The following is a 22,178-nucleotide window of genomic DNA, read 5'->3' as shown; positions in this document are numbered from 1 at the left end:
CGAAACGCTGGTGGAAGCCGGCTACGCGCCGGAAATGGCGTACTTCGAATGCCTGCACGAACTGAAGCTGATCGTCGACCTGATCTACGAAGGCGGCATCGCCAACATGAACTACTCGATCTCGAACAATGCGGAATACGGCGAATACGTCACCGGCCCGCGCATCATCAACGAAGAGAGCAAGAAGGTCATGAAGCAGGTGCTGACCGACATCCAGACCGGCGAATACGCCAAGAGCTTCATCCTGGAAAACAAGGCCGGCGCGCCGACCTTGCTGTCGCGCCGTCGCATCAACGCCGAACATCAGATCGAAATCGTGGGCGAGAAGCTGCGCGCCATGATGCCCTGGATCAAGGCCAACAAACTGGTGGATCAATCGAAGAACTAACGCGATTCCGGACCGCGATCGTAGGCATCATGACAGGACGCGCTTGCAAGCGCGCCCCGGGCAGGACGGCGCAAAGCGGTGCTTTGCGAATTCCCGTCCAGCCTGCCGTGGATCAAGGCCAACAAACTGGTGGACCAATCGAAGAACTAAGCCAAACCTCTCCCGTTTGTCGTTCCAACGAAAGATGGAACCCAGCGTCGTGAAAAAGCTTGAGCGATGCACTGACGCCACTGGGTCCCGGCGTGCGCCGGGACGACGGCAATAGAGATATCGATGGGTAAAAAGGACGCTCAGGCGTCCTTTTTTGGTTAAGCCGGCGGACCAATCGAAGAACTAAGTTAAACCTCGCTCGTTTGTCGTTCCAACGAAAAAGTTGGAGCCCAGCGTCGTGAAGAAGCTTGAGCGATGCACTGACGCCACTGGGTCCCGGCGTGCGCCGGGACGACGGCAATAGAGATATCGATGGATAAAAGGACGCTCAGGCGTCCTTTTTCGTTTAAGCTGGCGGACCAATCGAAGAACTAAGTCAAACCTCTCTCGTCTGTCGTTCCAACGAAAGTTGGAACCCAGCGTCGTGAAGAAGCTTGAGCGATGCACTGACGCCACTGGGTCCCGGCGTGCGCGGGGACGACGGCAATAGAGATATCGATGGATAAAACGACGCTCAGGCGTCCTTTTTCGTTTAAGCTGGCGGACCAACCGAAGAACTAAGTCAAACCTCTCTCGTTTGTCGTTCCAACGAAAGTTGGAACCCAGCGTCGTGAAGAAGCTTGAGCGATGCACTGACGCCACTGGGTCCCAGCGTTTGCGGGGACGACGGTAACGGGAAGTTGATGGGAAAAAGGACGCTCAGGCGTCCTTTTTCGTTTCGCGGTATGTTTACGGCCCGAGGCCTCTTGCTCGCCACTTCATCAATCAAGGAGATACAAGTGCAACTCATCGGTATGCTCGATTCCCCCTACGTCCGCCGCGTCGCCATTTCCCTGCAATTGCTCGGTCTGCCTTTCGAACATCAGTCGATTTCGGTGTTCCGCGCCTTCGATCGTTTCCATGCAATCAATCCGCTGGTCAAGGCGCCGTCGCTGATCTGCGATGACGGGACGGTGTTGATGGATTCGATATTGATTACGCAATATGCCGAAGCGTTTCCGCAGAAAAAACGCAGCTTGCTGCCGACCGGGCTGGGCGAGTTGCAGCGCGCGTTGCGCATCATCGGTCTGGCGATGACGGCCTGCGAAAAGAGCGTGCAGATTGTCTACGAACATACATTGCGTCCGGCCGAGAAGTTGCATGAGCCATGGCTGGCGCGCGTGTCCGGCCAATTGGTGGCTGCCTTTCAGGCGCTGGAGGACGAATTTGCGAAGCGGCCGCGGGCGGTGACCAGCACGGCCATTGATCAAGCTACGCTCACTACCGCGGTGGCCTGGTATTTCAGCCAGAAACTGGTCGCCGATATTGTTCCGGCTGCGGGTTATCCGGCGTTGGTGGCGTTGTCGACAGCGGCGGAAACGCTGCCGGAATTTGCCGCCGCGCCCTATGGCGACGGCACCTACCGTCCGTATTGAACAATTTCATTCCGCCAGCAGCTTCTCGATATCGGTCACCATTTCTTCAGGCTTGGTGGCCGGCGCATAGCGCTTGAAGACGGTGCCGTCCTTGCGGACCAGGAATTTGGTGAAATTCCATTTGATCGCTTTGCTGCCGAGCAGTCCGGGCGCTTCGCCCTTGAGATAGGTGAACAGCGGGTCGGCCTTGTCGCCGTTGACGTCGATCTTGGCGAACAGCGGGAAGCTGACGCCGTAATTCTTTTCACAGAACGCGCCGATTTCTTCCGCGCTGCCCGGTTCCTGGCCGCCGAACTGGTTGCACGGAAAACCGAGCACCGCCACGCCCTTGTCCTTGAACTGCCGGTGGATGTTTTCCAGTCCGTGGTATTGAGGGGTGAAGCCGCATTTGCTGGCGGTGTTGACGATCAGTGCAACCTTGCCGCGGTATTGCTCCAGCGAGGCCGGCGTGTTGTCGGGCAAGGCGGGGTGGAAGTCGTAGATGGTGCTCATGCTCGTCTCCTCGGAAATGGTATGACGGTCATCATAGCTCGAACTGCGCAGACACATATCGGATTCATCCAGGGAAATGTTCCGGCGCCCGCGCCGCGGCGCGCGCCGTCTCGGGCGTGATCGCCTCCTTGCGCACCAGTTCCGCCAGGCAATGGTCGAGCGTCTGCATGCCGGCCGCGCCCGAGGTTTGCATGACGGAGATCATTTGCGCGACCTTGCCTTCGCGGATCAGGTTGCGGATGGCCGGCGTGCCGAGCATGATTTCGTGCGCGGCGACGCGGCCTTCGCCGTTTTTCGTCTTCAGCAGGATTTGCGAGACCACGGCGCCGAGCGATTCCGACAGCATGGCGCGCACCATGTCCTTTTCGTCGCCCGGGAAGACATCGATGATGCGGTCGACGCTCTTGGCGGCGGAGGACGTGTGCAGGGTTGCCAGCACCAGGTGGCCGGTTTCGGCGGCGGTCAGCGCCAGCCGGATGGTGTCGAGGTCGCGCAGCTCGCCGATCAGGATCACATCGGGATCTTCGCGCAAGGCGGCGCGCAGCGCGTTGGCGAACGATCTGGTGTGCGTGCCGACGCCGCGCTGGCTGATCAGGCTCTTGTCGGTGTCGTGGATGAATTCGACGGGATCCTCGATGGTGACGATATGCGCCGCGCGCGTCCGGTTGATGTGGCCGACCATGGCGGCCAGCGTGGTCGACTTGCCGGAGCCGGTGGGGCCGGTCACGAGGATCAGGCCCTGCCGGCGCGAGGCCAGTTCGCTCAGGATGGCCGGCGCGCCCAGTTGCGCCAGGCCGGGGATGTCGCGCGCAATGGTGCGGATCACGGCGGCGGGGCCGCGCGTTTGATGGAAGGCATTGACGCGAAAGCGCGCCAGGTCGGGAAGAGCGAACGAAAAATCGCATTCCAGGTCGCGTTCGAAGCCGGCGAGTTGCTGTTCGTCCATGATCGCAGCGAGCATGGCGCGCAGTTCATCTGCGCCCAGAACGGGCAGATTGATGCGCCGGATATCGCCGCGAATACGCAGCATGGGCGGCAATCCGGCCGAAAGATGCAGGTCGGATGCCTGATTCTTGACGGAAAATGCGAGAAGGTCGGGAATGTCCATTTATAATCTCTGACGGAAAAATTGCGTTATTCCCCTCCCCGAGCTGAAGGATTATGTCGTCAATAGCAAAACAGTTGCAAGTTGTTCATGCCCGCATCGACGCCGCAGCCAGGGTGGCAGGACGGGATCCGCAGGCAATCCGGCTGCTGGCCGTGTCTAAGTTTTTTGATGCGGGGGCCGTTGTCGAGGCCGCGCGCGCAGGCCAGACGGCATTCGGCGAGAATTACGTCCAGGAAGCGCTCGACAAGATGGCCGTGCTGAAGCAGGCGGCGCCTGAGTTGCAGATAGAGTGGCATTTCATCGGCCCGATCCAGAGCAACAAGACGCGGCAGATTGCCGAGCATTTCGATTGGGTGCATTCCGTCGATCGCGAAAAGATCGCGCGCCGATTGTCGGAGCAGCGCCCGCCGGATTTGCCGCCGCTGAATATCTGCCTGCAGGTGAACATCAGCGCCGAAGACAGCAAGAGCGGCCTGGCGCCGCAAGAATTGCTGCCGGTGGCGCAGGCGGTGGCGGCGATGCCGCGGTTGCGGCTGCGCGGCCTGATGGCGATCCCGGCGCCGACCGAAGTGGAACAAGAGCAGCGCGCCGCGTTCAGGCGCCTGCGGGAATTGGCGGAGCAGTTATCCGGCCGTGGCATTGCGTGTGATACGTTGTCGATGGGCATGTCCGCCGACATGGACGCCGCAATTGCCGAGGGAGCGACGATCGTGCGCATCGGCACCGCCATTTTCGGCCAGCGCCATGTGGGCAATCCATAATCAGCCGTATTCAACTTCAGGAAGAGAGCATATTGTGAAAATAGGTTTCATCGGCGGCGGCAACATGGCCGCGGCATTGATCGGCGGCCTGGCTGGAAAGCTGACCGAAGGGAAGAATATCCACGTCGTCGACATCGTCCCCGAGTCGCTTGAAAAACTGCAGCAGCGCTTCGGCGTCACGGCGTCGGCGCAGGCGGATGCCGCACTGGCGCAATGCGACGTCATTGTGCTGGCGGTCAAGCCGCAGCAAATGCGTGAAGTGGTCGGCAAAATCAAGCCTTTCATCTCGCAGCAACTGATACTGTCCATTGCCGCCGGCATCCGCAGCGTCGACTTGTCGCGCTGGCTCGGCGGCCACCAGGCCGTCGTGCGCGCCATGCCCAATACGCCGGCGCTGATCGGCAAGGGCATTACCGGCATGGTCGCCATGCCGGGCGTCAGCGCCGAGCAGCGCGCCGCCGCCGACGCCATCCTGCGTGCGGCGGGCGCCACCATGTGGCTGGACGACGAAGACCTGATCGACCCGGTCACGGCTGTGTCCGGCAGCGGCCCGGCCTACGTGTTTTATTTCATGGAAGCGATGCAGCAGGCGGCAACCGAACTGGGCCTGACTGCGGAGCAGGGCGTCGAGCTGGCCAAGGCGACCTTCGCGGGCGCGGTCGAGCTGGCGATCCGTTCACCGGAGCCGCTGGCGCTGCTGCGCGAGCGCGTGACCTCCAAAGGCGGCACCACTTACGCCGCGCTGACCAGCATGGAAAACGCCGGCGTCAGGCAGGATATCGTGACGGCGGTCAAGGCCGCCGCAGCGAGAGGGAAGGAACTGGGGGAGGAGTTTGGCAAGGATTAGTTTGAACGTGCGTCGTTATATTCCTGTTTTGCTCGTTGCGCTGCTGGCGGCGTGTGCGAGTCCTCCTGTCGCCGACGGCGATTTCTATACGGTGAGAAGAGGCGATACCCTGATCGCGCTCGGCCGCGCGTTCGGCTATAGCCATCATGAGCTTGCGACGTGGAACAGGCTGTCCGATGAGGATGAAATCCACGTCGGCCAGGTCTTGCGCGTGAAACCGCCGCCGGCTGCGCGGACGCGACCGGCGGAGTCCGCGGCCGTGCGCAAGGCGCCCGACCGCAAGCCGGCCGCCGCCGAGCCGAAGAAAGAAGCGCCGCCGCCGGCGCCCTCAAGCGCGGAAGCCGAACGCCTGAACTGGATGTGGCCGGCCCAGGGCAAGCTCAGCGCCACGACCGATCGCAACCAGAAAGGCATCGACATTTCCGGCACTACCGGCCAGCCGGTATGGGCCGCCGAGGCCGGCAAGGTGACTTACGCCGGGCGCGGCATCCGCGGCTACGGCAACATGATCATCGTCAAGCACAGCCGCACCCTGCTGTCGGTCTATGCGCACAACAAATCGATCATGGTCAAGGAAGGGCAGACCGTCAACCGCGGCCAGCAGATCGCCGAGATGGGCGATACCGACAGCCGCACGGTCAAGCTGTATTTCGAAATCCGCAGCAACGGCAAGCCGATCAACCCGGTGCCGCTGTTGCCCAAGCCCAGAAGCTGATTGAGCGGCGCTTAGCGCAACGCGTAATCCAGCACGACGCCGGCGAACATCGCCGCGCCGAGCCAGTTGTTGTGCATGAAGGCGGCGAAGCAGCGGGTGCGGTCGCGGTCGCGGATCAGGCGGTAGTGATAGACCGCGCAGGCGGCCGCAGCCAGCATACCCAGCGTGAACCAGGTGCGCAGCCCGTACTGCCAGCCGACCGCCCAGAAAATTCCCAGCGCCGCCGCATAACACAGCATCACCGCCAGCACGTCGAAGCGGCCGAACGTGATCGCCGATGTCTTCATGCCGAGCCTGATGTCGTCGTCGCGGTCGACCATCGCATATTCGGTATCGTAGGCAACCGCCCAGAACACATTCGCGACCAGCATCAGCCAGGCCGCCAGCGGCACGGATCCCTGCACGGCGGCGAATCCCATCGGGATGCCGAAGCCGAAGGCGATGCCGAGGTAAGCCTGCGGGATCGCGAAGAAGCGCTTGAAGTAGGGATAGCTGCCGGCCACGATCAGCGCCAGCACCGACAATTGCCTGGTCAGCGTGTTGAGCGGCAGGATCAGCAGGAAGGAAACCAGCGCCAGCGCCGCCGCCACCATCAAGGCTTCCCAGCTTTTGATCTTGCCTGCGGTCAGCGGCCGGTCGACGGTGCGTTTGACGTGCTTGTCGAAGTCGCGGTCGGCGTAGTCGTTGATGGCGCAGCCGGCCGAACGCATCAGCACCGTGCCCAGCGTGAAGATCGCCGCGATGCGCCAGTCGGGATGGCCGTCGGTCGCCAGCCAGAGCGCCATCAGCGTCGGCCACAGCAGCAGCAGGATGCCGATGGGTTTGTGCAGGCGCACCAGTCGTGCATAGAGAGTCAGGCGGTTCATGTCAGGCAGGCGAAAGGAAAAGCGACATTATAAAGGGGCTATCAAGGGCCGATGAAAGGGGTGATAAAAGAGCGGGGGCGGAGCCCGGAGGCGCGAAAATCCTCATCCGCGTAGGCGGAACCTTTTTTCAGTGGATTCCCGTTGTCGTGAACGGATGTAGCATCTGCTGTCCTTTTCCCCCGAAAAGGGCGAAATTATTTGCGATTGCGGAAATTAGACGTTAATGTACGCCCGGTGTAACGAGACAGTCACAATGACTTGATAACATCGGTCACCTTTTTGGGAGGATTCGCCTAATGAAATTGCATCTGAAAGCCTTTGCCGCCGCCGCCGTCATGGCGACAATGACAACATCCGCCTATGCGGTCACCGACATCTCCTGGTGGCATTCCATGACTGGCGCCCTCGGCGAACGCGTCAACGCCATGGCGGACGAATTCAACAAGAGCCAATCCGATTACAAGGTCACGCCGGTCTACAAAGGCACCTACGACGAATCGATGGCCGCTGCGATTGCCGCTTACCGCGCCGGCAATGCGCCCGATATCCTGCAGATTTTCGAAGTCGGCACCGCCACCATGATCTACTCCAAGGGCGCGATCAAGCCGGCCTACGAAGTGATGCAGCAAGCAGGCGAGAAGTTCGACCAGAACGCATACGTGCCGGCCGTTTCTGGTTACTACTCGACCGCCAAGGGCATGATGTCCTTCCCGTTCAACAGCTCGACCACGATCATGTTCTACAACAAGGACCTGTTCACCAAGGCCGGCCTGGATCCGAACAAGCCGCCGGCCACCTGGCAAGAGTTCGTCGGCATGGCCGCCAAGATGAAGGCCAGCGGCATCTCCTGTCCTTACACCACCACCTGGCAATCGTGGGTGCAACTGGAATCGTTCGCCGCCTGGCACAACACCGAGACCGCTTCCAAGAGCAACGGTTTCGGCGGCCTCGATGCGCGTCTGAAAATCAATGGCCCGCTGCAAGTGCGTCATATCGAAAACTTGTCGAACTGGGCCAAGCAAGGCTACTTCATTTACGCAGGCCGCAAGGATGAAGCCAACGCCAAGTTCAATGCCGGCGAATGCGCGATCATTACCGGCTCGTCGTCCGCTTACGCCGACATCCGCAAGAACGCCAAGTTCAAGTTCGGCGTGGCGCCGCTGCCGTACTACAGCGACGTGCAAGGCGCACCGCAAAACACCATCATCGGCGGCGCATCGCTGTGGGTCATGGGCGGCAAGAAGGCTGACGAATACAAGGGCGTAGCCAAGTTCTTCACTTACCTGTCGAAGCCGGAAGTGCAAGCCAAATGGCACCAGGAAACCGGCTACCTGCCAGTGACCAAGGCGGCTTACGAAATCACCCAGAAATCCGGTTTCTATGAGCGCAATCCAGGCACCGACGTCGCGGTGAAGCAAATGATCGTCAAGACCACCGACAAATCGCGCGGCATCCGTCTGGGCAACTACGCACAGATTCGCACGGTGATCGACGAGGAACTGGAAAACGTCTGGACCGGCAAGAAGACCGCCAAGGAAGCGCTCGACAGCGCGACCAAGCGCGGCGACGAATTACTGGTCCGCTTCGAAAAAGCCAACAAGTAAAAATATCGCTTTGCATGCCGCTCCGGTTTCGGCCGGAATGCGGTGTTCAGATGACGATGGAGCAACCTCAAGCCCCGGCCCGCGCCGGGGCGATGTATTTGTGAAATCGGTTCCGGCAGTTCGGAAAATCCATCGATGTGGGATGTAAACGTTCTCGGGAATCCTGCTCCGCATCGTTTTTAGGGACATAAGCTATCGTGGAAAAACGCGCTCGCTTCACTTCATCATGGCTGCCGTACGCGCTGGTCGCGCCGCAGATCCTGGTCACGATATTGTTTTTCTTCTGGCCTGCGGTGCAGGCCCTGTACCAGTCGGTGCTGTTGCAGGACGCCTTCGGCGGCTATTCAGAATTCGTCTGGTTCGACAACTTCGCCGCGCTGTTCGGCGATCCGACTTACCTGGCCTCGTTCCAGACCACGGCAATCTTCTCGGTGCTGGTGGCGGTATGCGGCATGGCCCTGTCGCTGATCCTGGCGGTGTTCGCTGATCGCGTGGTCAGGGGCGCGGCGATCTACAAGACTTTCCTGATCTGGCCTTATGCGGTGTCGCCGGTGGTGGTCGGCGTGCTGTGGATGTTCCTGCTGAGTCCTTCGCTGGGCATCATCTCGCACATATTGGCATGGCTCGGCATCAACTGGAACTACATCATCAATGGCAACCACGCCATGATCCTGATCGTCATCGCCGCCATCTGGAAGCAGATCAGCTACAACTTCCTGTTCTTCCTGGCCGGCCTGCAATCGATTCCGAAATCGCTGATCGAAGCCGCCGCCATCGACGGCGCCGGTCCGGTCAAGCGCTTCTTCACGATCATCTTTCCGCTGATCTCGCCGACGACGTTCTTCCTGATGGTGGTCAACATCGTGTACGCCTTCTTCGACACCTTCGCGATCGTCGAGGCGACCACCCACGGCGGTCCGGGCAAGGACACCGAAATCCTGGTCTACAAAGTGTTCAGCGACGGCTTCAAGGGCGGCGACCTCGGCAGCGCGGCGGCGCAATCGGTGGTGCTGATGGTGGTCGTGATCCTGCTGACCGTGGTGCAGTTCAAGTACGTTGAAAAGAAGGTGCAGTATGCATAAATTGATGCCGATTTCACTGAAGCCGATCGCGCGTCCAGCAGGAGGACAAGCATGATCGAACGCCGCCCGATCCTCGACGCCGTCAGCCATCTGGTCCTGATCATCGGCGCCATCATCGTGATCTTCCCGTTGTACGTGGCCTTCATCGCCAGCACGCAGACCGCCGAGCAGTCGGCCATGTCGCCGCTGTCGCTGATGCCCGGCACCGAAATGGTCAGGAACTACACCACCGTATTGACGCAAGGCGCTTCCGGCAACGTCTCGGCGCCGCCGGTGTCGCGCATGCTGTGGGTCAGCCTGGTGACGGCGCTGGTGATCGCCATCGGCAAGATTTCCATCTCCATGCTGTCGGCGTTCGCGATGGTGTACTTCCGTTTCAAGGGACGGAACCTGTTCTTCTGGATGATTTTCGTCACGCTGATGCTGCCGGTCGAGGTCCGCATCACGCCGACTTATCAGGTGGTGTCCGACTTCGGCATGCTCAACACCTATGCCGGCCTGACGGTGCCGCTGATCGCCTCGGCGACGGCGACTTTCCTGTTCCGCCAGTTCTTCCTGACGGTGCCCGACGAGCTTGCCGAAGCGGCGCGCATCGACGGCGCCGGGCCGTTGCGCTTCCTCAAGGATGTGCTGTGGCCGCTCTCGCGCACCAACGTCATTGCGCTGTTCGTGATCATGTTCATCTACGGCTGGAACCAGTACCTGTGGCCGCTGATGATCGCCACCGAACAGACCATGTATCCGATCGGCATCGGCATCAAGACGCTGATTTCGGGCGGCGACTCGGCGGTGGAATGGAATATGGTGATGGCCACGATGATCCTGGCGATGTTGCCGCCGGGACTGGTCGTCGTGGTCATGCAAAAGTGGTTTGTCAAAGGTCTGGTCGATTCCGAGAAATAACATGGCAAAAATTCATCTCAAGCAAGTCAAGAAGACCTACGGCAAAGCGCCGAAAGCAGTCGACGTCATTCACGGCATCGACATCGATATCGCCGACGGCGAGTTCATCGTCATGGTCGGTCCGTCCGGCTGCGGCAAGTCGACCTTGCTGCGCATGGTGGCCGGCCTGGAAGAAATCAGTTCCGGCGACATCGTGATCGGCGACCGCGTGGTCAACAACCTGGAGCCGAAAGAACGCGACATCGCGATGGTGTTCCAGAACTACGCGTTGTACCCGCACATGAGCGTGTATGAAAACATGGCTTACGGCCTGAAGATCCAGGGCTTGCCGAAAGCCGAGATCGACACCCGCGTGCAGCGCGCGGCCGAGATCCTTGAGCTTGGCGCGCTGTTGCAGCGCACGCCGCGCCAACTGTCTGGCGGCCAGCGTCAGCGCGTGGCGATGGGGCGCGCGATCGTGCGCAAGCCGGCGGTGTTCCTGTTCGACGAGCCGTTGTCGAACCTCGACGCCAAGCTGCGGGTCCAGATGCGCCTGGAAATCCAGAAGCTGCACGCCTCGCTGCGCACCACCAGCCTGTACGTCACGCACGACCAGGTCGAAGCGATGACCCTGGGCCAGCGCATGATCGTGATGAACAAGGGGCGCGCCGAACAGATCGGCACGCCGGCGCAAGTCTACGGCAAGCCCGCCACCACTTTCGTCGCCAGCTTTATCGGTTCGCCGCCGATGAATCTGCTCACCGGCAAACTGAGCGACGATGGCGGCCGTTTCACCTTCGACGACGGTTCGACGGTTGACTTGCCGGTGCCGGCGAAGGCGGGCGGCGGCGCGCGCATTCTCGGCATCCGTCCGGAACATCTGCTGCTAGGCCGTCCCGGCCTGTCGATGACGGTGGAGCTGGTCGAAGCGCTGGGCGCCGAGTTGTTGGTGCATACGCGCTGCGGCGGCCAGAGCATGGTGATCCGCTGCCCGGCCGGCGCCGACGTGGCGATGGGCCAGTCGGTGACGGTCGGATTCGATGCCAATCTGTTGCACTGGTTCGATCCGCAGACCACGCACCGTATCGATTAATCTTCGAGCGCCACGACAATGTCCAGTTCGACGCAGGCGTTGCGCGGCAATTGCGCAACGCCGACGCTGGTGCGCGCATGGCGGCCCTGTTCCGGTCCGAACAATGCATAGATCAATGACGATGCGCCGTCGGCCACCGCGCTTTGCTGGCTGAATTCCTCGGTGCTGTTGACATAGACGTTGAGCCGTAAAATCCTGTCGATGCGCGTGAGATCGCCGACCGTGTCGCGCAGGGCGGCCAGGGCGCGGATCAGCGCGGCGCGCGCGCCGGTTTGCGCTTCTTCTATCGAGACGTCGCAGCCGAGCTTGCCCGACACCAGCACGCGGTCGCCTTCGCGCGGCAACTGGCCGCTGATCCAGGCCAATCCTTGATGCATCACGCCGGGCGCATATTGCGCGCCGGCGGCGGCCGAGGCGGGCAGGACAATGGACAGTTCGTTCAGGCGTTGTTCCAGATTCATGACATTTTCCTTGCAGTGATTGGGCGCGATTGCCGGGGATGCGGTCTATAATAAATTTTCCTGTGCCGTCGCGGCAAAGCATCTTTTCTCAGGCTAGCCTCACTATTTCTCATATCGCCATGGCCGCCCGCAAACTTCCCTCGCTCAATGCCTTGCGCGCGTTCGAGGCATCGGCGCGCCATCAGAGTTTCACGCTTGCCGCGCAAGAGCTCAATGTCACGCAGGGCGCCGTCAGCCATCAGGTCAAGGCACTCGAAGAAGAACTGGGTTTGCCGTTGTTCGAGCGTCTGTCCAATCAGTTGCACCTGACCGAAACGGGGCGGCGTTATCTTGATGTCGTCGGCGATGCCTTCGATCGCATCGAGAAGGGCACCCGCAGTTTGCATGCGCCCGCCGACCGCCACTGCCTGTCGATTTCCACTTCCCCCAATTTCGCCGCCAAGTGGCTGGTGCCGCGCCTGGGCGACTTCACGGCGCAATACCCGGAGCTCGCATTGCGGCTGGAGCAGAGCGAGCGCCACGTCAATTTCCTGCGCGAAGACATCGATCTCGCCATCCGTTACGGCGCGGGGCCGTGGCCGGGACTATCCTGCGTGCGGCTGGGCGACGAGTTCCTGCTGCCGGTCTGTGCGCCGTCATTCTCCAGCTTGAGGTCGGCGGAGGACATCGCCGGGATGACTGCGCTGCATGTGCATGACCGGCAGGCGTGGTCGGATTGGTTTGCGGCGCAAGACTGGCAGGCGCCGCCCGGGGCCGGCATCGTTTTCAATCACGAAAGCGCCGCGATCGACGCCGCGATTGCCGGCCAGGGCGTAGCGCTGGCACGCTCGTCGCTGGCGGCGCAGGCGTTGCGCCAAGGAACGCTGATCGCTCCCCTGCCGCTGACTCCGCAACTGACTGCGCCGCTGGCGCAAGCATACTGGCTGGTCTATCCGCAAGAAGGCGAGATCGACGGCAAGGTGGCGGCATTTTCCAATTGGCTGTTGCAGTCGTTTGAAGCGGACCGGCAATTCTGGAAGGGGTTGAGCGGCAGCCGGGACCCGATTGTCGTCCAATAAAAGCCCTTGGCCCTTCCTGAACGCACAGGGCGCGCAATCAGAGTTGCCTGGCCAGCGCCTCCAGTTGCATGGCGCACAGTCCCCAGCCTTCATGGAACCCCATCTTTTCATGCGCCTCGCGGTCGGTGCTGCTCCAATGCCGCACGCGCGCGGTATAACGGGTTTTTCCATCTTCGTCGGCGAATGTCAGGATGACCGTGATGAATGGCTTTTCCGACGGCGCCCAGGCGATGGTGTAGGCGTCCGTAAAGACCAGCTTTTCGTCTTTCACCACTTCCAGGTAGACGCCGCGATTCGGGAATTCATCGCCGTCCGGGCCGCGCATGACGATCAGCGAGGCGCCGCCCGGACGCACATCGGTCTCCACCGTCGGCGTGGTCCAGGGCGCGGGCGCGAACCATTGCTTGAGCAGTTCGGGTTCGGTCCAGGCACGGTAGACATTCGCACGCGGCGCGTCGAGCAGGCGCGTCAATACCAGTTCGCGGTCGGCAGGGAAGCTGTCGGTCGTCATCGTCATGTCTTGTCTCCTGAAGGATGAATTTGAAAGCGGCGCCGTGCTTCGGCACATCGTATTCTCACCGCCAAGTTGCAAATCGGCAAGTTTTGTCGGCGCAGGCCATGCCTGGCTGGGGAATCGAATTTTTTGAAGGGGGAGGGGGGCCGGGGATATAGGGTATTCCCCGATATGCGGATGTTGCCTGCCTGTCTAAACTCAGCCTACCCCGAAAAATCAATACAACAATTGGTCCTTTGCGCCAGAACAGGAAAAACGATGAGCCAGAATACCGAACAGTTCGCTTCGCATGTTTATCATGACCGCAACTTCAATTACGACAGCGCGAAAATCCTTCCTGGCGAGTACTACTATACGCATCAGGACATGATGATCACGACGGTCCTCGGCTCTTGCGTGTCGGCGTGCATACGCGATCGCGTCAGCGGCATCGGCGGCATGAATCATTTCATGCTGCCGGACGGCGGCGATGCCGACAGTCCCGTGTCATCGTCCATGCGCTATGGCACCTATGCGATGGAAGTCCTGATCAATGACGTGCTGAAAGCCGGCGCCAAGCGCGAGAATCTGGAAGCCAAAGTATTCGGCGGCGGCGCCGTGCTGCGCGGGTTCAACTCCATCAACGTGGGCGAACGCAATGCCGCCTTTGTCAGGAACTACCTGCGCACCGAAGGCATCCGCGTGGTGGCCGAAGACCTCAACGACGTCTGGCCGCGCAAGGTGCATTACTTCCCGCGTTCCGGCAAGGTGCTGGTCAAGAAGCTGAAGTCGGTCGATCCGGTGCTGGAAATGAAAGAACGCGATTACGCCGGCAAGCTGGCTACAAAACCGGTGGGCGGCGACGTCGATTTGTTTTAGGCGTTTTCAGTACTTTTCTTCCACGCGCGGGACGCGCTGCGCAGGGTCATAGAAGAACGTCTCTTCGGCAATGCGTTCGCCTTCCCAGCGTTGATACGCCAGTTCTTCCATGTGGGTGACGGTGCCGTCCAGCCATTCGAAACGGAAGATCCAGCGGATCACCACCTTGTCGCCTTCGACGAACACCGGCCGCACGCATTTCGATTTCAAGGATTTCACGCGCGCCATGACCTTGCGCTCATTGGCGACATGGGCGTCGCGCCCGAACCGTGGCGGCGCGGTGTTTTCCTGCATGGTCGAATCTTCGGCGTAAAACTCTTCCACGGCTTCGACATGCGCATTCGCTTCGACGCGCGCGATGAATTTTTCCAGCGTTTCCTTGGTGGGCATCAGCGTCTCCTGGTTGTCATCCGATTCTGTCTCTTTACATTGCTTATTTTGCCTGCGCAAGCGGCACGCAGCGCGTCCGGATTTCACTATTTTTATCTTGCAGCCACCAACTGTCGGCCTGTTCCTGGCCGGCCTGGCGCAGCGTCTGGCGGACTGCGCCGGCCGGTTGCAGGTTCAGGCGCATGCCGTGCTCGGTCATGCGTGCGTAATTTTCCTCGATGCGGTTCTTGACGATCGACCAACTGGCTTCGTTGGTGGTCTTGGCCGCCTGCGCCAGCGCGGACTGCTGCGCCGGCGTCAGCCGGTTCCAGGTATCGGCGTTGATCACGGTGTAGCTGAGCGGAATGGCGTAGCTGATCGCGGTGAAATTGGGCAGGTAATCCCACAGCCGGTTGCCGGCGCCGCCGTCGCCGGACGACAGCACGGCATTGAGTTCGCCCGAAGTCAGCCTGGCGCCGACCGCCGAGAATGGCAGGTTGACGCTATGCGCGCCGACGCGCTGGAAGACGCCGCGGCTGTTGTCGTCGTAGGTGCGGATATTGAGCGCCTTGACCGCCGCCACATCGGGCAGCGGATTGGCCGACCAGATGCCGGAAGGCGGCCACGGGGTGGCGTACAGCAGGCGCAGGTTCAATGCCGCCAAGTGGCGCTCCAGTTCGGGGCGGGTACAGGTGAAGAGCGCTTGCGCCTGGTCGAAATCGTCCACCACGAATGGCAGCGACGAGAGCAGGAAGAACGAGTCGCTGCCGCCCAGGATGCCGGCGAACAGCGTACCGATTTCTGCCTTGCCGTCGCGCACCGCGGCAACCTGATCCTTGCCCTTGTAGGGATTGGCGGCTTCCTGCAGCGTCGTCACGCCGATGTCGCCGTTCGACAATTTGCCGACGGCCGCGGTGAATTGCAGGTCGGCGCTGGCGGTGATCGAGGTCGAAGGGTATTCGTTGATCAGGCGCAGCGTCGTGCTTTGCGCGAAGGCCGGCGCGGCCTGCAGCAGCGAGGCAACGACGGCGGCGCAGGCAAGGCGATGAAATGTTGCGAACGGAGAAATGGACATGCGGGCTCCCGGTGGCGTTTTTATCGGCGACATCAATCTTGCAGCAGCTTCAACCATTGTTGTGCGGAAGGGCGTTGCCATTGGCGGTCCACATAAGCGCTCAGTTTGGCGGGCAGTGCATCGCCATGCCGCGCCAACCGGCTGAGCATGACCGCGAGATCAAGGTCGGCGATGCTCCAGGCGCCGAACAGGCATTCGGAACCCTCGTCCAGCCAGGCGTCGGCTGCAGCGATGAGTTTGGCGGCGGCGAACTGTGCCGCCGACGATAGCGGCGGGCGCTTTTCGCCGAGGAAGATCACGGTCGTCGGACGTTCCTCGCGGATCGGCATCAGGTCGCTGCGCAGCCAGGCCTGGATTTCCCTGGCCTTGGCCTTGTGCTGCAATGCCTGAGGATAGAGTGCCGTGTACGCGGGCGGCGCGAAGCGCTCTTCAAGGTATTCGGTGATGGCCGAGGATTCCGACAGATGGAACTCGCCTTCGCTCAGCGTCGGCACGCGATGCGTCATGGACAGGCGGGCGTATTCCGGCAAGTGATTGTGCTGCAGCGTCAGGTCGACGGTGCGCAGTTGGAACGGCAGCTTCTTTTCGGTCAGCGCCACGAAGGCGGACATGGCGTAAGGACTGGTGAACTGGGCGTCAACGTACAGGGTAAAGGCGGGGGTGTTCAAGCAGGTTTCTCCGATCAGGTGGCGACATCGAACGGCATGGCGAATGCATTTTCCGGCAGAAGCGCAGGCCAGCGCCGGATGAGGGCGGCTCAGCCTTCGGTCAGTTCCGCTTCATGCAGCATTTCCACGCCGGGCAGGTTGCACGACAGCACGGCATTGCGCACCGCTTCGATGGCGGCGTGGCGCGTGAAGCTCTTGCGCCAGGCAATGACCACGCGCCGCGACGGCACCGGTTTGCTGAACGGCACATAGCGCACCATGCCGTCCTTGGCGTGGATGTCCGGCACCGAAGCCTGCGGCAGCACGGTGATGCCGATGCCCGACGACACCATGTGGCGGATGGTTTCCAGTGACGAACCTTCGAAGGTGCGGGCGATGCCGTCGCCGGCGGTCGAGAAGCGCGACATTTCCGGACAGACTTCCAGCACTTGGTCGCGGAAACAGTGGCCGTTGCCAAGCAACAGCATGGTCTCGGTCTTCAGGTCCTGCGCGGCGATTTCCTTGCGCTCGGCCCATCTGTGATGCTTGGGCAGGGCGACGACGAATTCCTCATCGTACAGCGGCTGCACGACCAGCCCGTGTTCCGGGAACGGTAGCGCCATGATGGCGGCGTCCAGCTCGCCCTGGCGCAACAGTTCGATCAGGCGCGTGGTGAAGTTTTCTTGCAGGATCAGCGGCATCTGCGGCACGGTCTCGATCATGGTCCTGACCAGCGAGGGCAGCAGGTAGGGGCCGATGGTGTAGATGATGCCCAGGCGCAGCGGACCGGACAGCGGGTCCTTGTTCTGGCTGGCGATTTCCTTGATGGCGGCGGTCTGCTCCAGCACGCGTTCGGCCTGGGCGACGATCTGCGCGCCCAACGGCGTGACCGAGACTTCGGTGCCGCCGCGCTCGAAGATGATGACGCCGAGTTCGTCTTCCAGTTTCTTGATGGCGACCGACAAGGTCGGCTGCGCCACGAAACAGGCCTCGGCGGCATGGCCGAAGTGTTTTTGCCGGGCAACCGCAACAATGTACTTGAGTTCGGTGAGTGTCATAGTGGCTTTATGGACTGATGCGAGCTGATATGCGCAGACTATAGCTCATTTGCTGGCCGCATGCAGGGCGGGGCCGCATGGTAGAGTTGCCGCCCGTCGACAGGAGAAAACAGGATTTGCAAGGATGAAGATGCGTAGCGTTATGCGTAAAATACTGGCGTCGTTGCTGCCGGCAATGGCGATCGCACCGGCGCCGTCCGTCCACGCTGCCGGCGACGTCGCCGCGGGCAAGGCGGCCTTCGCCAAATGCGCCAGTTGCCATCAGGTCGGGCCCTCGGCGCGCGCCGGCTTCGGCCCGCAACTGAACGGTATCGTCGGCCGTCCGTCCGCGACGACCAGAGATTACCGCTATTCGGCGGCGATGCAGAACGCGCGCATCGTCTGGAGCGAAGACAAGCTGCGCGCCTTCATGAAATCACCGGGCGACGTGGTGCCGGGCACCAAGATGCGCTTCTGGGGCATCGGCAACGAGCAGGAGCTGAACAACCTGATCGCTTATCTGAAGACCCTTTCCTAGGGCCTGTTCACATTGCCGCCTATTTTTGTGCGTCGGCGCTCTGGCAATCCGCGCTTCCCTGTTCGGGTTGCATGCTCAGGCGCATGCCGTTGATCTCAAGGTCATGCTGCAGCGGCGTCTGCCAGCGCAGCGCACCGCGTTCGGCAGCCAGTTTCAGTTGCTTGCCGCATGCCGGCGAGATCATTAACGTGCCGACAAATTGCCACGCGCCGGCAGCGGTCGGCCTGAATAGCGCCGGGATGTTGTTGCTGTCGAATATCAGGATTTGTTCGCTGCCGGCCGGATCGGGGTTGACCGGATAGGCGTCGCATTGGCGGTCGCGTTGCGTCATGCAGGTCGGCATCCTCCAGTACTTTTTGCCGCGCCAATCCTGTGCGGCAAACTCCCGGGGCAGTTGGCGCCCGGCCGGATGCATGCGGATGTTTTTCCCCAGGTCGGGCGTAGGGCCGGCATCGCGCGTATCGGGCCATTGATTTTTTGCTGCCAATGCCCGGACGGCTTCCTTGCGGATGAGGGCGGCCTGCGCACCCTCCTGTTGTTTGCTCAGGCGTATGAGTTCGGCCACGCCGTAACGGTCGCCGCCAAAGCGCAGAAAATGGAAATCGAAACGCGCCGGCTCGATCTTGCCGCTGTCGAGACGGGCCAGTTGGCTGGCCACTGCAATGCGCTCCGGGTTGGCCAGCGGCGACAGCAGCGCCACGAAGATCAACAGGATGGCAAAACTGGCGGCGACATTGGTCGTTGCTACCCGTTGCAGATGTTCGCCTCGGCGGATTGCCGCGATGCCGTATCCGAGGGCATACATCGCCGCGATCAGTGCGCAGACGGCGCCTGCAATGCGGCTGACGGTCCAGCCGTACTCGGCCACGCGCAATCCCATCGAGTACACGGCCAGCAATACCAGCGGCGTCGGCAACAGACAGGCGACGCGCATGCACAGCAGGAAGAAGCGATGGGTTGCGCGGTCCAGATAGCGGCCGTCCTGGAAGACGGTGTTGATCAGCACCACCAGCAGGGCGGCGGCGCCAAGCAGCACCTGCGAGGCGCGCCGGGTTTGCCACAGAGGCTCCAGGCCGGTTGCCAGGATGCTCAGCAGGAAAGCGCCGATGACAATTGTCGCCACCGGCAGCAGCCAGGACAGCAAGGTCAGCAGCAGTTTGCGGATGCCGGCAATGAGTTGCGGGCGCACGTCGCTCAGGTGCAGCGCGAATGAAAACGCCAGCGTCGTCACCGGAATATGGAACCAGCTTTTATCGATCAGCTTGTTCAGGAAGTCCAGCCTGATCAGCGAGAATAAGGCGTTGCCGGTTTCCAGCACCAGCCAGAACAGGCCGGTGAACAGTGCGGCGAACAACAGTTGCACCAGCAGCTTCCACGCCATTTCGAAATAGCTGCGGTAGCTGGCGATGCGCTTGCCGTCGGCGTTGCCTGCCAGGATCATGGCCTGCGCAATGAACAGGCCCGTTGCGGTGAGCATGAACAAGGCGCCGGAAGGCAAGCCGTTACGGTCTCCGGCGGTGTCGTTTGCCGGCGTGGCCGACGGCAGCAGCGACGACAGGTCGGTGCGCCAGCCGTCGTAACAGCCGAGCGCGCCCAATATGATCGCCAGCATGCCAAGCCAGACCAGAAGATTACGGCGCGACAGATGGCCGATGCCGGAGACGGCGATGATCGGCAGGAACAAGGCGATCATGACCGCCGGAATGAACAGCGTCGGCTGCGACGACAGCCAGATCTTGGCGGTCCAGCTCGCATACAACGCATACAGCAGCAGTCCTTGCGCCAGTCCCAGGCTGATGCGCAGGCGACTGGCCGGCAGGCTTACCGGCGAGCGCAAGGCATCGCCATCGTTCTCCATGTCGTTCCGAACAGGGGGGCCTTGCATGAAGCCTCCATCATAAAGACGCCGGTTTGAAAGACGCCAATGTCAGCGATATCCGGCGGCTTGTAAATGCGCAAATGCCGACGGCGAACAGTAAATACGCAATTTTCGTCAGACTTTGAGAAAGTCCTCGCGTCCGCCCAGCCAGCGCTGCAAATGCGCATCGACGATGGCATCGTCGGTTTGCAAGAGGCTTTGCGCCAGATTGCGCGCTTTTTCCACCAGCCATTGGTCGGTCGCCAGATCGGCGAAACGCAGCAGCGCCTCGCCCGACTGGCGTGCGCCGAGGAATTCTCCGGGGCCGCGGATGTCGAGGTCGCGACGGGCGATTTCAAAGCCGTCGGCGGTTTCGCGCATGGTCATCAGGCGCTGTTTGGCGGTGCCGCCCAACGGGCTCTGGTAGAGCAGGATGCAGGCGCTGGCCGCGGCGCCGCGGCCGACGCGTCCGCGCAATTGATGCAGTTGCGACAGGCCGAAACGCTCGGCGTGTTCGATCACCATCAGCGAGGCGTTCGGCACGTCGACGCCGACTTCGATGACAGTGGTGGCGACCAGCACATGGATGTCGCCGCGGCTGAAGGCATCCATGACCGCCTGCTTTTCGGCCTGCTTCAGGCGACCATGGACCAGTCCGATGCGCAGGTCGGGCAGCGCTTCGGTGAGCATGGCATGCGTGTCGGTGGCGGTTTGCAGTTGCAGCGCTTCGGACTCTTCGATCAGCGGGCAGACCCAGTAAATCTGGCGGCCTTCCTGGGCGGCCGCATGCACCCGCGCGATCACTTCGTCGCGGCGGTTCTGGTCGATGGTGCGCGTGACGACAGGCGTGCGGCCGGGCGGCAGTTCGTCGATCACCGAGACTTCGAGATCGGCGTAGTACGTCATCGCCAGCGTGCGCGGGATCGGCGTGGCCGACATCATCAACTGGTGCGGCACGGTTTGCGGCGCGCCATTGTCGGCGTCGAAGGCCTTGTTGCGCAATGCCAGCCGTTGGCCGACGCCGAAGCGATGCTGTTCGTCGACGATCACCAGGCCGAGCTTGCGGAACTGCACGTTGTCCTGGATCAGCGCATGCGTGCCGATGACCAGGCGCGCCTCGCCGGATTCGATGCGGGCGTTGGCTTCGGCCTTTTCTTTTTTCTTGAGGCTGCCGGTGAGCCAGGCGACCTGGACGCCGAGCGGCTCCATCCACGCCGCGATCTTGCGGAAATGCTGGTCGGCGAGGATTTCGGTCGGCGCCATCAGCACCGCCTGGAAGCCGCTGTCGATCGCCTGTGCCGCCGCCAGCGCCGCGACCACGGTCTTGCCGCTGCCGACGTCGCCTTGCAGCAGACGCTGCATCGGGAAGGATTCGCGCAGGTCGTGGCGGATTTCTTCAAGTACGCGCTGCTGCGCCCCGGTCAGCTTGAACGGCAGTTGCTTGATGAAGGCTTTGGAAATCTTGCCCACGGTCGGCAGGGCGCTGGCGTTGCGCGCGCGGCGCGCGGCCTGGGCGCGCTTGAGCGACAGTTGCTGCGCCAGCAGCTCGTCGAACTTCATGCGGATCCAGGCCGGATGCGAGCGTTCTTCGAGCGCATATTCATCGACATCGGTCGGCGGATTGTGCAGCAGCCGCACCGACGGTTCGAAGCCGTCCAGTTTCAGCTCGGCCAGCGTGGCCGGCGGCAGCGTGTCGCGCCAGTCGATGCGCGCCAGCGCGCCGGCGATGGCCTTGCGCAGGTAGGCTTGCGACAGGCCTTCGCCGGCAGGATAGACGGGAGTCAGCGCGGTCGGCAGCGGTGCGCCTTCGAGTACGACTTTATAAGCCGGATGGACCATCTCGGCGCCGAAGAAGCCGTGGCGCAATTCGCCGCGCACGCGTACACGCACGCCTTCGGACAACTGCTTCGCCTGGCTGCCGTAAAAATTGAGGAAGCGCATCACCAGCGGACCGCTGTCGTCGGCGATTGTCACCACCAACTGGCGGCGCGGCCGGAACTGGATATCGCTTTTGCTGACCACGCCTTCGACCTGCACCACCTGCGTGCCGCGCAGGCTGGCGTCGTGGATGGGCATGACCTGGGTCTCGTCTTCGTAGCGCAACGGCAGGTGCAGCGCCAGATCCATGTCCGTGCGCAGGCCCAGCTTGGCGAGCTTGTTTTGCGCTTTCTGGGCGTTGCTGAGCGGTGGCGCGCTCTTGCTGCCCTTGGCGGCCTTGGTGCTGTCGGCAGAAGTTTTCTTCTTCGGTGCTGGCATGCAGAGGGGTTTCTATGTCGAGAAAGCGTAAAATAGAGGGTTCGGCGCTATTTTACTGTGCTTTTACTGTGTTTAATTACAGTATTTGACGGCACTGCCGCTTC

22 protein-coding genes and 1 pseudogene are annotated in these 22,178 nt (G+C 61.7%); 12 read left to right on the top strand and 11 right to left on the bottom strand.

Annotated features, from left to right (window positions below; all coding sequences use genetic code 11):
• Both RV1423_RS24040 and RV1423_RS24035 read left to right on the top strand, forming a co-directional pair.
• A pseudogene (locus tag RV1423_RS24040) lies at positions 1-388 on the top strand (ketol-acid reductoisomerase); the annotation flags it as partial.
• 929 nt (positions 389-1,317) lie between these two features.
• Positions 1,318-1,953 carry a glutathione S-transferase gene (locus RV1423_RS24035; protein ID WP_034302474.1) on the top strand — a complete coding sequence of 212 codons (636 nt, stop codon included), beginning with the start codon at positions 1,318-1,320 and terminating at the stop codon, positions 1,951-1,953.
• A 6-nt stretch (positions 1,954-1,959) separates the two neighbouring features.
• Here the strand turns inward: RV1423_RS24035 and RV1423_RS24030 are convergent, their stop codons facing one another.
• Both RV1423_RS24030 and RV1423_RS24025 read right to left on the bottom strand, forming a co-directional pair.
• Complete coding sequence (locus tag RV1423_RS24030; protein WP_034302488.1) at positions 1,960-2,445, bottom strand: glutathione peroxidase; 486 nt, start codon at positions 2,443-2,445, stop codon at positions 1,960-1,962.
• A 64-nt stretch (positions 2,446-2,509) separates the two neighbouring features.
• Positions 2,510-3,553: a type IV pilus twitching motility protein PilT gene (locus RV1423_RS24025; RefSeq protein WP_034302471.1), complete on the bottom strand. Its 1,044-nt coding sequence runs from the start codon at positions 3,551-3,553 to the stop codon at positions 2,510-2,512.
• Between the two features lie 53 nt (positions 3,554-3,606).
• Here RV1423_RS24025 and RV1423_RS24020 point away from each other — a divergent pair, with 53 nt between their 5' ends.
• Genes RV1423_RS24020 through RV1423_RS24010 form a run of 3 tightly spaced genes read left to right on the top strand, consistent with a single transcriptional unit; the run spans position 3,607 to position 5,876 of the window.
• Positions 3,607-4,314 carry a YggS family pyridoxal phosphate-dependent enzyme gene (locus RV1423_RS24020; RefSeq protein WP_034302468.1) on the top strand — a complete coding sequence of 236 codons (708 nt, stop codon included), beginning with the start codon at positions 3,607-3,609 and terminating at the stop codon, positions 4,312-4,314.
• Positions 4,315-4,345: 31 nt separating this feature from the next.
• Positions 4,346-5,161 carry a pyrroline-5-carboxylate reductase gene (gene proC / locus RV1423_RS24015; RefSeq protein WP_034302485.1) on the top strand — a complete coding sequence of 272 codons (816 nt, stop codon included), beginning with the start codon at positions 4,346-4,348 and terminating at the stop codon, positions 5,159-5,161.
• Between the two features lie 7 nt (positions 5,162-5,168).
• A complete protein-coding gene (locus RV1423_RS24010; protein ID WP_231502494.1) occupies positions 5,169-5,876 on the top strand; it encodes a peptidoglycan DD-metalloendopeptidase family protein in 708 nt (235 codons plus the stop codon).
• A gap of 11 nt (positions 5,877-5,887) precedes the next feature.
• Here the strand turns inward: RV1423_RS24010 and ubiA are convergent, their stop codons facing one another.
• A complete protein-coding gene (gene ubiA, locus RV1423_RS24005) occupies positions 5,888-6,742 on the bottom strand; it encodes a 4-hydroxybenzoate octaprenyltransferase (RefSeq protein WP_034302462.1) in 855 nt (284 codons plus the stop codon).
• A gap of 296 nt (positions 6,743-7,038) precedes the next feature.
• On the opposite strand from ubiA, the gene ugpB reads away from it, so the two are divergent.
• The 4 genes from ugpB to RV1423_RS23985 all read left to right on the top strand — a co-directional run bounded on the left by ugpB (position 7,039) and on the right by RV1423_RS23985 (position 11,403).
• Positions 7,039-8,346, top strand: a complete 1,308-nt coding sequence (gene ugpB, locus RV1423_RS24000) for a sn-glycerol-3-phosphate ABC transporter substrate-binding protein UgpB (protein WP_034302459.1) — start codon at positions 7,039-7,041, stop codon at positions 8,344-8,346.
• 197 nt (positions 8,347-8,543) lie between these two features.
• Positions 8,544-9,428: a sn-glycerol-3-phosphate ABC transporter permease UgpA gene (gene ugpA / locus RV1423_RS23995; protein ID WP_034302457.1), complete on the top strand. Its 885-nt coding sequence runs from the start codon at positions 8,544-8,546 to the stop codon at positions 9,426-9,428.
• A 51-nt stretch (positions 9,429-9,479) separates the two neighbouring features.
• Positions 9,480-10,331, top strand: coding sequence for a sn-glycerol-3-phosphate ABC transporter permease UgpE (ugpE, locus tag RV1423_RS23990; RefSeq protein ID WP_034302454.1), 852 nt, complete (start codon positions 9,480-9,482; stop codon positions 10,329-10,331).
• A 1-nt stretch (position 10,332) separates the two neighbouring features.
• A complete protein-coding gene (locus RV1423_RS23985) occupies positions 10,333-11,403 on the top strand; it encodes a sn-glycerol-3-phosphate import ATP-binding protein UgpC (protein WP_034302451.1) in 1,071 nt (356 codons plus the stop codon).
• On the opposite strand, the gene RV1423_RS23980 is transcribed toward RV1423_RS23985, so the two are convergent.
• Positions 11,400-11,864 carry a RidA family protein gene (locus RV1423_RS23980; protein WP_034302448.1) on the bottom strand — a complete coding sequence of 155 codons (465 nt, stop codon included), beginning with the start codon at positions 11,862-11,864 and terminating at the stop codon, positions 11,400-11,402. The two genes, RV1423_RS23985 and RV1423_RS23980, sit on opposite strands and share 4 nt — an antisense overlap.
• Before the next feature lie 119 nt (positions 11,865-11,983).
• Between RV1423_RS23980 and gcvA the strand changes: the two genes are divergently transcribed.
• Complete coding sequence (gene gcvA, locus RV1423_RS23975) at positions 11,984-12,922, top strand: transcriptional regulator GcvA (RefSeq protein ID WP_034302445.1); 939 nt, start codon at positions 11,984-11,986, stop codon at positions 12,920-12,922.
• A gap of 37 nt (positions 12,923-12,959) precedes the next feature.
• On the opposite strand, the gene RV1423_RS23970 is transcribed toward gcvA, so the two are convergent.
• Positions 12,960-13,439: an SRPBCC family protein gene (locus tag RV1423_RS23970; protein ID WP_034302441.1), complete on the bottom strand. Its 480-nt coding sequence runs from the start codon at positions 13,437-13,439 to the stop codon at positions 12,960-12,962.
• Between the two features lie 255 nt (positions 13,440-13,694).
• Here RV1423_RS23970 and cheD point away from each other — a divergent pair, with 255 nt between their 5' ends.
• The gene (gene cheD / locus RV1423_RS23965) at positions 13,695-14,294 is read left to right on the top strand and encodes a chemoreceptor glutamine deamidase CheD (RefSeq protein WP_034302438.1); all 600 of its coding nucleotides are present in this window, start codon (positions 13,695-13,697) and stop codon (positions 14,292-14,294) included.
• A gap of 6 nt (positions 14,295-14,300) precedes the next feature.
• Here the strand turns inward: cheD and RV1423_RS23960 are convergent, their stop codons facing one another.
• The 4 genes from RV1423_RS23960 to RV1423_RS23945 all read right to left on the bottom strand — a co-directional run bounded on the left by RV1423_RS23960 (position 14,301) and on the right by RV1423_RS23945 (position 17,443).
• Positions 14,301-14,684 carry a nuclear transport factor 2 family protein gene (locus RV1423_RS23960; RefSeq protein WP_034302434.1) on the bottom strand — a complete coding sequence of 128 codons (384 nt, stop codon included), beginning with the start codon at positions 14,682-14,684 and terminating at the stop codon, positions 14,301-14,303.
• Between the two features lie 43 nt (positions 14,685-14,727).
• The gene (locus RV1423_RS23955) at positions 14,728-15,738 is read right to left on the bottom strand and encodes a TRAP transporter substrate-binding protein (RefSeq protein ID WP_034302431.1); all 1,011 of its coding nucleotides are present in this window, start codon (positions 15,736-15,738) and stop codon (positions 14,728-14,730) included.
• Positions 15,739-15,770: 32 nt separating this feature from the next.
• Positions 15,771-16,406: a glutathione transferase gene (yfcF, locus tag RV1423_RS23950; RefSeq protein WP_034302428.1), complete on the bottom strand. Its 636-nt coding sequence runs from the start codon at positions 16,404-16,406 to the stop codon at positions 15,771-15,773.
• Positions 16,407-16,495: 89 nt separating this feature from the next.
• Positions 16,496-17,443 (bottom strand): LysR substrate-binding domain-containing protein, encoded by a 948-nt coding sequence (locus RV1423_RS23945; RefSeq protein WP_034302425.1) that lies wholly within the window; start codon positions 17,441-17,443, stop codon positions 16,496-16,498.
• 130 nt (positions 17,444-17,573) lie between these two features.
• Here RV1423_RS23945 and RV1423_RS23940 point away from each other — a divergent pair, with 130 nt between their 5' ends.
• Entirely contained in the window at positions 17,574-17,960 is a 387-nt protein-coding gene (locus tag RV1423_RS23940) for a cytochrome c family protein (RefSeq protein ID WP_373419980.1), read from the top strand.
• A 19-nt stretch (positions 17,961-17,979) separates the two neighbouring features.
• Here the strand turns inward: RV1423_RS23940 and RV1423_RS23935 are convergent, their stop codons facing one another.
• Positions 17,980-19,845, bottom strand: coding sequence for a DUF4153 domain-containing protein (locus RV1423_RS23935; protein ID WP_231502493.1), 1,866 nt, complete (start codon positions 19,843-19,845; stop codon positions 17,980-17,982).
• A gap of 108 nt (positions 19,846-19,953) precedes the next feature.
• Positions 19,954-22,074, bottom strand: coding sequence for an ATP-dependent DNA helicase RecG (gene recG, locus RV1423_RS23930; protein WP_034302419.1), 2,121 nt, complete (start codon positions 22,072-22,074; stop codon positions 19,954-19,956).
• Positions 22,075-22,178 lie beyond the last annotated feature (104 nt).

It is taken from the genome of Herbaspirillum sp. RV1423, assembly GCF_000577615.1.
Classification (GTDB): Bacteria; Pseudomonadota; Gammaproteobacteria; order Burkholderiales; family Burkholderiaceae_D; genus Herbaspirillum.
The sequence above is the reverse complement of the archived record's forward strand: the minus strand, read 5'-3'. Positions and strand labels throughout refer to the sequence as shown.